The organism is Rhodopseudomonas sp. BR0C11, from assembly GCF_010820945.1.
GTDB classification, from domain to species: Bacteria; Pseudomonadota; Alphaproteobacteria; order Rhizobiales; family Xanthobacteraceae; genus Rhodopseudomonas; species Rhodopseudomonas palustris_H.
The window spans coordinates 1-10565 of sequence record NZ_QTKI01000153.1 but is presented as its reverse complement, the minus strand read 5'-3'; the positions used below and the strand labels follow the sequence as shown (position 1 = coordinate 10565).

The 10565-nt window shown below is 65.7% G+C and carries 10 protein-coding genes; 1 reads left to right on the top strand and 9 read right to left on the bottom strand.

Going from position 1 to position 10565, the window contains the following annotated elements; all coding sequences use genetic code 11:
- From DYI24_RS13560 to DYI24_RS13535, 6 genes are all read right to left on the bottom strand, one after another.
- Nucleotides 1-1123 (bottom strand): alginate export family protein (locus tag DYI24_RS13560; RefSeq protein WP_164572668.1); only part of this gene is annotated, 1123 nt, incomplete at its 3' end.
- Complete coding sequence (locus tag DYI24_RS13555; protein ID WP_164572667.1) at nucleotides 1120-2040, bottom strand: VOC family protein; 921 nt, start codon at nucleotides 2038-2040, stop codon at nucleotides 1120-1122. The genes DYI24_RS13560 and DYI24_RS13555, both read right to left, overlap by 4 nt.
- Nucleotides 2041-2059: 19 nt before the next feature.
- The gene (locus DYI24_RS13550) at nucleotides 2060-2485 is read right to left on the bottom strand and encodes a DoxX family protein (RefSeq protein ID WP_164572666.1); all 426 of its coding nucleotides are present in this window, start codon (nucleotides 2483-2485) and stop codon (nucleotides 2060-2062) included.
- Between the two features lies 1 nt (nucleotide 2486).
- On the bottom strand, nucleotides 2487-4367 hold the full coding sequence (locus tag DYI24_RS13545; protein WP_164572665.1) for an amidohydrolase: 1881 nt from the start codon (nucleotides 4365-4367) through the stop codon (nucleotides 2487-2489).
- A complete protein-coding gene (locus DYI24_RS13540; protein ID WP_164572664.1) occupies nucleotides 4364-4654 on the bottom strand; it encodes a XapX domain-containing protein in 291 nt (96 codons plus the stop codon). Before DYI24_RS13540 ends, DYI24_RS13545 begins: the two co-directional genes overlap by 4 nt.
- A 24-nt stretch (nucleotides 4655-4678) precedes the next feature.
- Nucleotides 4679-5329: a hydrolase gene (locus tag DYI24_RS13535; RefSeq protein ID WP_012495662.1), complete on the bottom strand. Its 651-nt coding sequence runs from the start codon at nucleotides 5327-5329 to the stop codon at nucleotides 4679-4681.
- A gap of 338 nt (nucleotides 5330-5667) precedes the next feature.
- Here DYI24_RS13535 and DYI24_RS13530 point away from each other — a divergent pair, with 338 nt between their 5' ends.
- A complete protein-coding gene (locus tag DYI24_RS13530; protein ID WP_164572663.1) occupies nucleotides 5668-7317 on the top strand; it encodes an MFS transporter in 1650 nt (549 codons plus the stop codon).
- Nucleotides 7318-7321: 4 nt separating this feature from the next.
- Here the strand turns inward: DYI24_RS13530 and DYI24_RS13525 are convergent, their stop codons facing one another.
- The 3 genes from DYI24_RS13525 to DYI24_RS13515 form a co-directional block, all read right to left on the bottom strand.
- On the bottom strand, nucleotides 7322-8086 hold the full coding sequence (locus DYI24_RS13525) for a type 1 glutamine amidotransferase (RefSeq protein ID WP_164572662.1): 765 nt from the start codon (nucleotides 8084-8086) through the stop codon (nucleotides 7322-7324).
- A 120-nt stretch (nucleotides 8087-8206) separates the two neighbouring features.
- Nucleotides 8207-8968, bottom strand: a complete 762-nt coding sequence (cobF, locus tag DYI24_RS13520) for a precorrin-6A synthase (deacetylating) (RefSeq protein WP_164572661.1) — start codon at nucleotides 8966-8968, stop codon at nucleotides 8207-8209.
- A gap of 30 nt (nucleotides 8969-8998) precedes the next feature.
- Nucleotides 8999-10565, bottom strand: a 1567-nt coding sequence (locus tag DYI24_RS13515) for a cobyric acid synthase (RefSeq protein ID WP_246701248.1), incomplete at its 5' end; no start/stop codon positions are given.

Sequence of the window (10565 nt, the reverse complement as noted above, 5' to 3'; positions counted from 1 at the left end):
GGTTCGAATATCCGGTGAAGCCAGCCAGCGTGAAGTAATAGCCGTTCGGGAACAGCGGATTGAAGGTGCCGAGCACGCCGTCTTTCGGGTGATCGTCACCAGACGCCACATCGAACTGCAGCCCGAGCCGCGGCTGCCAGGCGGCGGGCAGCGTGTAGCCGGCGCGGGCACCTACCGCCCAGGTCCGCGCAGCGGAGGTCCCCACCTGCCCGGTCTGCCCCATCGCCTCGAGGTCCCAATCGAGCGACCCCTGCTTGCCGGCAAAGCGGACGTCGAAGATATGCCGGCGCTCATCACCGAAGGCATCGAGATAACGCGCGCCGGCACGTTCATACAGCGAGTAATAGCCTGATAGCTCGTTGTCGCCGAGCACCTTACGTTCGATGCGGAGCGTGCTGAAGCGGAACTGATCGGACGACCGGTCGTCGAACGGGCTCTCGTCGAAATACTGCACCGGCCGACTGACGAAGCCGATGAACCGCCAGGCGCCGGTCTCCCAATCGGCCCACACCGCGTCGAACGATTGCCGCACGTTGGGGCCGTCGCGCGACGACACGAAACGCTGCAGGTCGAAGGCGAAGTCCTGCCGGCCGACCCGGGCTTTGAGCAGCCCGCCGGAGAACTGCTTGGTGTATTCGAGAAACGCCAGCCGCAGATCGACCCGATCCTGATCGACCGAGGTGACGTTCAGTTTATCGAACGCCCGATCGTCCTCGAGCTGGACGAACGCCCGCCAATTGGCATCGAAATGCACATCGGCATGGACCTGCAGACGCTGGATGACATAGCTGTCGCGGGCATTGCCGGCTGTGCCGAACGCCGGGGCGTCGTTGAACTCGAACCGCTCGCGCAGATTGGCGCCAAACGACACATAGCTTTTCGGATCGGATACCCACAGCGGCACGTATTTGAGGGAATCGAACGGCTCGGTCCGCAGCTTCGGATCGGCCAGCACCGACCAATCCTCCGCCCACCGATTGGACTGGATCGCCGGCCGCGCCGGGGCATCATCAGCCGCGCGGGCGAGACCGCCGAAGGAGATGAGCGCGACGGAGGCCAGCAGCGCCGAACGGACGCGCACCGCGCGTCGACGTTCTCCGCGCTCTCCGCCGGCCGCCGTCACTCGGCCGCTGCCGCGTGCCGCTGCGCCGCGGCGTGGATCTCCGCCACGTAGCCACCGGGGAATTGCAGCATCGCGGCCTTGCGGTCTTCGAACGAATAAGGCGGCACCAGCACCGTCACCCCAGCTTCCTTCGCCTTGGCCATCGTCGCCTCCAGATCGGCGACTTCATAGCCGGTGGTCTCGTGTCCGTAAGGATACGGCAAATGCCCGTCGGTGACGAACACGGTCATCTTGCCAAATGCGGACTCGATCCGGATTCGCTTGATCTTGGCGTCGGGCTTGCCCACCTCGGCGCCGGACGCCGCGCTGCTCTCCGACATGATCCGGCCATGCGAGAACTTCACGAAGCTACGCACGAACGCTTCGGCGCGATCGGCCGCGACATACACCCGGTTCTCCGGGACCGAGGTGAAAGCGGCATAGTCCGGCTTGGTCGTGTGCCAGTACAGCTGCATGTTGACCCCGCCGGGCCACTGCACCACCGCGTCGCGTCCGATCGGATCCGGGAAGGTCGACACGATCACGGACGCGCCCGCGGTGCGCGCCTGCCTGATCGCCACATCGATATCGCTGACCAGATAGCCGTTGCGCTCAGCGCCGAACGGGTACGGGATCGGTGTCTTGAAACCGAACAACGACACCGTCCCCACCGGGGTCTGCAGCAACTGCGAGGTCGTGCTGCTCGGCGTCGGCGTCACGGTCGCGACCACCTGCTTGGTGCTCTTGCCCCCGAAGGTGGCGAGAAAGCTCGCCACGAATTTATCGACGTCCTCGGGTGCCACATAGACATGTGTGGTGTCGTATTGCGGCGCGACCGCAACCGAGGGGCTGGCATGCCGCGCCTCCTTCGCTGTCACCGGCGAACTCAGGACGGCGGCGATCGCCAGCAACAGGACGGGCTTCGAAAGCTGTTTCACGGAAGTCTCCTCGCCAATATCAGGATGTCGATCGCCGCTGGTCGGACAGCATCGCCACCAGCACCAGGCCGGCGATCAGTCCAAGATGTTCGAAGAAGGCGTTGGCCTGCATCCACCGGCCTGCTGAGGGAGCGGACCAGAACGCATTCGCAGTGAGCATCGCCACGAAGGTCAGGACGCCGAGCGCGCCGGCGCCAAGCCAGACCAGCCGGTCCGACAGCACCAGGAGCGAGCCGCCGAGCTCGACGACGATGGCGAGCGTCGCCCACAGCCATCCGGGATCAAGTCCGAACCTCTCCTGTTCGGCCACAGCCCCGGCGAAATCGAACAGCTTCACCACGCCGCCGAGCAGATAGGCGGACACCAGCGCGAAGCGCGCGGCGTGCCAGAGCAGCGGCGACGACAGGATCGTCGCCGCCCACCTCGGCTCGTCAGCCGGCCTCACCTCACACCGCCCAGCAAGCGCAGCCCAGCGCGCCCCAGAAACTCTTGAGATCGGAGACCGGCAGCTTGCTCGACCACGCGGTGGCGTGATCGTGGCCATGCAGCGTGCAGCTGTTGGCGCAGCCGCACGACTTCATCGCCTGTACCGCGACCTTGCCGGCAGCACGTTCATCGTCCGCCCAGGCGGCGTAGCCGCCGAACCGGCGCACCGGCGACCAGTCCGGCATGGCCGGCGGCGGCGCGCTGTCGTCGAGACCGGCGAACTCGGCGGCGCCATACACCACCTTGCCGCCGACCATCGTCAGCAGTGCGGTCGTATCCGCGATCTCGGCTTCACTGCAGGAGAAATAGTCGCGGTCGGGCACCACCACGTCGGCGAGCTGGCCGACGGCGATGCGCCCCTTGTTGCCTTCCTCGTTCGAGAACCAGGTGACGTTCTCGGTCCACATCCGCAGCGCGGTCTCCCGGTCGAGGCAGTTCCGCTGCGGAGTGATCCGCAGGCCGCCCACAGTGCGGCCTGTAACTAGCCACGATAGCGACACCCACGGATTGTAGGACGCGACCCGGGTCGCATCGGTGCCGGCCGAGACCTTGACGCCGCTCTCGAGGATACGCTTCACCGGCGGTGTCGCCTCCGCGGCGCCGAAGCCGTAGCGCTCGACGAAATATTCGCCCTGATACGCCATCCGGTGCTGCACCGCGATGCCGCCGCCAAGCGCCGCGATCCGGTCGATCGAGCGATCCGAGATCGTTTCGGCATGATCGAAGAACCAGTGCAGACCGTCGAGCGGCGTATCCTGGTTCACCTTCTCGAACACGTCGAGCGCGCGGGAGATCGTCTCGTCATAGGTCGCGTGCAGACGCCACGGCCATTTGTTCTGCACCAGGATGCGCACCACCTCTTCGAGCTCGCCTTCCATCTCCGGCGGCATGTCGGGGCGAGGCACCCGGAAATCCTCGAAGTCAGCGGCCGAGAACACCAGCATCTCGCCGGCGCCGTTGTGCCGGAAGTAATCGTTGCCCTGCTTGTATTTGGAGGTCTTGGTCCAGTTGAGGAAGTCGTCCTTCTCACCCTTCGGCTTCTGCGTGAACAGATTATAGGCGAGCCGAATGGTCAGCAGCCCCTCTTCGTCGAGCTTCTGGATCACGGCGTAATCGTCGGGATAGTTCTGGAAGCCGCCGCCAGCGTCGATCGCGCCGGTGATGCCGAGCCGGTTCAGTTCGCGCATGAAGTGGCGGGTGGAATTGACCTGATAATCGAACGGCAGCTTCGGCCCCTTCGCCAGCGTCGCGTAGAGGATGTTGGCATTCGGCTTGGCGAGCAGCAGACCCGTGGGATTGCCGTTGGCATCGCGGGTGATCTCGCCGCCGGGCGGCTCCGGCGTATCCTTAGTGTAGCCGACCGCGCGCAGCGCCGCGCCGTTGAGGATGGCGCGGTCATACAGATGCAGCAGAAACACCGGCGTGTCCGGCGCCACTGCGTTGAGTTCGTCGATCGTCGGCAGCCGCTTTTCGGCGAACTGGTGCTCGGTGAAGCCGCCGACGACGCGCACCCATTGCGGCGGCGGCGTGATCGCCACCTGGCGCTTCAACATGTTCATCGCGTCGGCGAGCGAACGGACGCCGTCCCAGCGTAGCTCCATGTTGAAATTCAGGCCGCCGCGGATGATATGCAGATGGTTGTCGATCAGACCAGGCAGCACCCGCCGGCCCTTCAGATCGATCACGCGGGTCGACGGACCAGCGAGCGGCAAGACATCGCGGTCGTGCCCGACCGCCGTGAACCTCCCGTCCGAGATCGCCACCGCACTGGCGGTCGGGTTGCTCCGATCCAGCGTCGTGAACAGGCCGCGATGCAGGATAATATCGGGCGCGGTGCTCATGAGTGCTTCTCCATCTGGTGCGGTTCGGAAGTTGAGGACGTCTCAGCGGCGCGGCGGCCCGGCAGCATGCCGAAGATGTGCGGCGTGCACCTGGCGTCGCGCCACGCGGCCGCAAGGCTGTGGCCGGAGATGATCTGGCGGGCCACCGGAACGATCTGCTCGCCGGCCAGAATGCCAAGCAGCCCGATCAGCGCCACCAGCGGCGGCGCGGGGGAGCGCACGTTGAGCAGGCTGTAGATGATGCCGACCAACAGGCCGGCACCGAGCGACAGCAGATACACTTTCATGGTGCTCTCCCCGCGCTGATCGCGTCAGGCGGCCTTGGTGCCGCCCTCGGAGGCGTGTTCGCCGAGCGCCCACTTGGAGAAACGGATCTGGATGCCGTAGGGCGAGTGCGCCCGCAGGATGTCCATCATGCCCTCATAGGTCTCCGAGCGCGCCCAGTCCTGTTGCAGTTCGAACGCGTACTGGCAGGAAGTGATCGGCACCGCGCCGGCCTGAATCGCGCGCTCCATCGAGCGGTTGTGTGCTTCCATCGACAGATCACCGCAGGCATCGGCCGGGATGTAGATCTCGTAGCCCTCTTTCAACATGTCGAGCGTCGGGAACATGACGCAGGCTTCGGTCCACAGCCCGGCGATTACGAATTTCTTGCGGCCGGTGGCGGCGACGGCTTTACGGAAGTTCGGATCGAGCCACGAGTTCATCGAGGTGCGGTCGATGATGTCGAGGTTCGGAAACAATTCGGTGACTTCCGGCATGAACGGGCCGGAGAACGAATCCTTGGCCACCGTCGTCAGCACCGTCGGAATCTTGAACAGCTTCGCCGCCTTGGCGAGGATCTGGATGTTGTTGAACACCACAAGACGATCGTGCGACTGCACGCCCTGATACATCGCCGGCTGATAATCGATCAGCGCGATCGCGCTGTTCTCGGGCGTGAGCATATCCAGTTTCGACATCGGAATTCTCCAAGTTCGGGGCTGAGCTGAGGCAACTGGGCGCAATCATGCCCTGCCCGGCTCCCAGATCGCTTGGACGAACCCGTCACCGCTTGCACGAACACGCGGCGCCCTGCTCACGCCGATGACGACATCTCACCGCAGGTACACTCATGTGGTCAGGACAGCTCACGCGGTTTCGAGTCTGATGACCGCCGATCCTCTCGCGCCTGACGCGGCGCTCAAACATTCAAACCGCAGCAAGGTCCTGCAATCTCGCTTGGCGCCGCCGCGATAGATTTCCGCTTTGGCAACCAGCGCCGGACAGATCACGAGCGCCTTCAACCCAGCGAGGACCGATGAGCAGTGTTGAAGGCGGCCAGCAGACAGCGGCTCCGCCACGCCCTTCATCCTGGGCAGCCTTTCACCACATCGCCTTCACGGTGGTGTGGACGGCAACGGTGGTGTCCAACGTCGGCACCTGGATGTTCAATGCCGCCTCCGGCTGGCTGATGACCAGCCTGGAGGCCGACCCGCTGCAGGTCGCGCTCGTGCAAGTCGCGTCCAACCTGCCGATCTTCCTGTTTGCCATTCCGGCGGGTGCGCTCGCCGATATCGTCGACAAGCGCAAATTCTTGATCGTGGTGCAGATCGTCCTGACCGTGTTCGCCGCTGCCAGCGCGGCGCTGGTGTGGTTTGGCCTGATGACGCCGCCGCAGCTGTTGCTGTTCACGTTCCTGCTCGGCGCCGGCGCCGCCTTTGCCGCACCGGCGTTTCAATCGATCGTGCCGGACCTGGTGCCGAAGCAGGACCTCGCTTCTGCGGTCGCCAGCAACGGCGTCGGCATCAACATCAGCCGCGCGATCGGCCCGGCGCTGGGAGGCCTCGCAATCGGCAGCCTCGGCATCGCCGCGCCGTTCTGGATCAATGCGGTCAGCAACCTTGCGGTGATCGCCGCGCTGATATGGTGGCGCCCCGCTCATCCGCGCAACGGCACACTGCCGCCGGAACGACTGATCGAAGCACTAATCACCGGCATCCGTCACGCCCGGCACAACACCGAGCTGCGCGCGACGCTGGTGCGCGCGGTGGCGTTCTTCTTCTTCGCCAGCGCCTATTGGGCGCTGCTCCCGCTGGTGGCCCGATCGCGGATCGCTGGCGGGCCGGAACTGTACGGCATCCTGCTCGGCGCGGTCGGCGTCGGCGCGATCGGCGGCGCGCTCATCCTGCCGAAGCTGAAGTCTGCGCTTGGCCCCGACCGGCTGGTGGCCGCCGGTACTCTCGGCACCGCGCTGTGTCTGGTGATGCTCGGCCTTGCCCGGCAGGTCGAACTCGCTGTCGCCGCGTGCCTGCTCGCCGGCGTCTCGTGGATCGCCGTGCTGGCCAGCCTCAACGTCTCGGTCCAGGTCGTGCTGCCGGATTGGGTCCGCGGACGCGGCCTAGCGATGTTCGTCACCGTGTTCTTCGGCGCGATGACCGCAGGCAGTGCGCTGTGGGGCCAAATCGCCTCATCGTTCGGCCTGCCGATCGCACATTTCGCGGCTGCGGCGGGCGCAGTGCTCGGCATTGTGGCGACGTGGCGTTGGAAACTGAAGGCCGGCGCGGACGTCGATCTGTCACCGTCGATGCACTGGCCGATGCCGATCGTCAACATCGATGCCGAGTCGGATCAGGGCCCGGTGCTGATCACGGTCGAGTACCGAATTGCGCCGAGCCATCGCGAGGCGTTTCTCAGCGCGGTGCGGCATCTCAGCCGGCAGCGGCGGCGCGACGGCGCCTATCAATGGGGCGTGTTCGAGGATGCGGCCGATCCCGGCCGCTTTGTCGAAACCTTCAAGGTCGCTTCATGGCTGGAGCATCTCCGCCAGCACGAGCGCGTCACCAATGCCGATCGGGTGCTTCAGGAGCAGATCCGCTTGTTTGATGCCGAACCAAAAGTGACGCATCTGATCGCCGCGCCGCATGGGCACATCAAACGGCAGCCGGCGCATCCGCCGCAGACGTCGTGATGGCTTAGCGCGCCGCTGCGCGCGTCACGATCTGCAGGAAGTTGTCGTTGAGCCGGCGCGCCGTCTCCGCAAAACCGGGCAACAGCCCGGTGGTCTCGTCGGCGAGCTTCGCGGCACGCTCGCGCCCGAGCGCCTTCTCGAGCGAAGCCGCATAGGCGGGAATTCGCTGCCATTCGGGCACGGTGCGGTCGGTGATCTCGACGTGATACTGCAGCCCGTACGCCGCAGGGCCAAACCGGAACGCCTGCACCGCGCAAGCATCATTGCGCGCCAGCACTTCGCCGCCGGCCGGCAACGTCGCGACTTCGGCCCCATGCCATTGGAAGGTCTTCAGCGGGCTGCAAAGACCGGCGAACAACGGATCGGTTGCGCCGGCCGCCGTCAGCTCGACTTCGCCCGGACCAACCTCAGGAGTCTTCCCGAGACGGACTTCGCCGCCGAGCGCAGCCGCGAGCAACTGATGCCCGAGGCAGATCCCAAGATACGGCCGGCCAAGCTCCTGGACGAAGCGTCGGATCGCAGCCTTCTCCGGCACCAGCCAGGGATGCTCGTCTTCCTGCCAAACGTCTTGCGGGCCGCCCATCACAATCAGCGCGTCGTACGGCTCTAGCGCTGGGATCGGTTCGCCTGCATCGAGTTCGACTGCATCCCACACGATCCCCGCTTCGCGCCAGAACTCGCGGAAGATCCCAGGATGCTCGACATCGAGGTGCTGAAACACCAGGAAGCGCAGTCCGCTTCGGTTCGGGCTGGTCGCGATGCTGTTCATGTCGGCCCCGCTCAGATCGGCGCGTGATGCGCGCCACCGATGGCGCGGTTTTGGCCGATACGCTGGCATCGAGCAAGCGCGATAAATGAGCAGCGCCCGCCGAAGCGCGACGGTACCAATCTACGATTCCCCTGCTTTACGGAGCAGATAGATGTCCATCACCCAGCCCTTGGCGGCGCGTACCTGCCGGCGGACGCGCTGAATCTCGGGCGCAATCTCCGGGAGCTTGCCGGCTACCAGGACTTCATCGTCCATGCCGAGGTTCGCGCCCCAGAAGATTTCGGCCCCCTCGGCGTCGATCTTGGCGAAAGTCTCCTCACCATCGAGCATCACCACCGTTGTCTCGCCCGACCATCGCCCCGCGTCGGCGAGCTTGCGCCCTGTTGTCACCGTGACCGGTTCGCCGATGCCATTCAGCGCGATACCATGACGCGCCGTCAGCGCCTGCACTGCGGTGATGCCGGGAATGATCTCGTAATCGATCGCCATGCCGCGCGCGCTCAACCGGTCGAGAATGCGGATCGTGCTGTCGTAAAGCGACGGATCGCCCCACACCAGAAACGCGCCGCAACCATCCTCCGGCAGTTGCTCGGTCATCGCGTGCTGAAACCGGTCGGCGATCTGGGCGTGCCAATCGTCCACCGTAGCGCGATAATCCCGCGGCTGCGCTTCACGCTTGGGGATGTCGATGGTGACGAAGCGGTAGCCCGGCGTCTTGATGAAGCGCTCGCAGATCTGCTCGCGCGCCAGGCGCAGCTCGGCCTTTTCTTCTCCCTTGTCGGGAATGAAGAACACGGTCGCGCGGTTCAGCGCCTCGACAGCCTGAAGGGTCAGGTAGTTCGGACCGCCCGGCCCGATTCCGATCAACAAGATCTTCCGCATCGTCGTCCTATTCCGCCCGCGAACGCCGCTTCACCGCGCCAGCGCCAGCAAGGCATCGAGATCGAGATTGCTTTCGCAATGATCGGCGAGCGCGTCCAGCGTCTCCTCCACCCGCCGCTCGAAATCGAGCCCGGACGACGCAGCACCGATCTGTGCCAGCCAGGCAGAGCGGAACGCATCGCCGCCGAAGATGCCGTGCAGATAGCCGCCGCTGACGCGGCCGTCCGCCGAGACGGCGCCTTCGGCGCGCTCGGTGCCTCCCTCCTCAAGCTTCAGCCAGGGCCGCGCCAGACCCGGGCCGGTGGTCCGCCCCATATGCATCTCGTAGCCAACGACGCGGCACCCGCTGACCCGATCGATCGCATCGATCTCGATCAGGCGCTTTTCGCCAGAAATCTCGGTCTCGATGTCGAGCAAACCAAGCCCGGCGGTCTCGCCCGCGGGCCCTTCAATGCCTTGCGGATCGCGCACCACCTGGCCGAGCATCTGGAAGCCAGCACACAGCCCGACAACGCGGCCGCCGCGGCGGACGTGGGCGTGAATGTCGATATCCCAACCCTCGCGCCGAATCAGATCGAGCTCGGTGCGGGTCGCCTTCGAACCCGGCAGCACCACGACGTCGACATCGGCCGGAATCGGCGATCCCGGCTGAATCCACTGCAGATCGATGTCGGGCTCCGCCACCAACGGATCAAGGTCATCGAAATTGGCGACGCGCTGCAGCCGTGGCACCGCGATCTTGAGCTTGCCCCGGCTCGCCGCTGCGGCGCGCTCCAGCGCCAGCGAGTCTTCTGCCGGCAGTCGGTCGGCGCCGGGAAACCAGCGCAGCACGCCGAGGAATGGCCAGCCGGTCTCCGCCGTGATGGTCCGGCAGCCGGGCTCGAACAGCGAGAAGTCGCCGCGGAACTTGTTGATCAGATAACCGGCGACGCGGGCGCGATCGCTCTCGCCCAGCAACACGTAGCTGCCGACCAGTGCCGCCATGGTGCCGCCGCGATCGATGTCCGACAGAAACACGACCGGCAGATCGGCCGCCTCGGCGAACCGCATATTGGTGATGTCGGAGGCGCGCAAGTAAACCTCGGCGCCGCTGCCGGCGCCTTCGACCAGCACCAGATCGGCCTCGGCGGCGAGTCGTTCGAAGCTGTCGACCACCGCCGGAATCAGCCGCTGCCGCATGTGGTGATAGATTCGCGCCGGGCAGTTACCGAGCACGCGTCCGCGCAGCACCACCTGGGCGCCAATTTCGGACTGCGGTTTCAGCAGCACCGGGTTCATGTGGATCGATGGCGCCACGCCGCAAGCGCGGGCCTGCAACGCCTGGGCTCGGCCGATCTCGCCTCGAACTTGTTCGCCATTCGGACCGAGCGGCAGATCGGAGTCCGAGGCGACCGCGGCGTTGTTGCTCATGTTCTGCGCCTTGAATGGACGCACCACCAGCCCGCGCCGGGCGAAGGCACGGCACAGCCCGGCGACCACCATGCTCTTGCCGACGTCCGAACTGGTGCCCTGGATCATCAGCGAGCGGGCGCGCCGGGGCCCGGCCGTCGAGCGCGGCGTGAATTGGATACGGGAGATGAGCTCCTCGACATGGGCG

Bases quoted from the DNA above. Each gene is read 5' to 3' on its own strand.
- DYI24_RS13530 (WP_164572663.1), top strand. From the start codon at position 5,668: ATGAGCAGTGTTGAAGGCGGCCAGCAGACAGCGGCTCCGCCACGCCCT.
- DYI24_RS13540 (WP_164572664.1), bottom strand. From the start codon at position 4,654: ATGAAAGTGTATCTGCTGTCGCTCGGTGCCGGCCTGTTGGTCGGCATC.
- DYI24_RS13545 (WP_164572665.1), bottom strand. From the start codon at position 4,367: ATGAGCACCGCGCCCGATATTATCCTGCATCGCGGCCTGTTCACGACG.
- DYI24_RS13535 (WP_012495662.1), bottom strand. From the start codon at position 5,329: ATGTCGAAACTGGATATGCTCACGCCCGAGAACAGCGCGATCGCGCTG.
- cobF (WP_164572661.1), bottom strand. From the start codon at position 8,968: ATGCGGAAGATCTTGTTGATCGGAATCGGGCCGGGCGGTCCGAACTAC.
- DYI24_RS13525 (WP_164572662.1), bottom strand. From the start codon at position 8,086: ATGAACAGCATCGCGACCAGCCCGAACCGAAGCGGACTGCGCTTCCTG.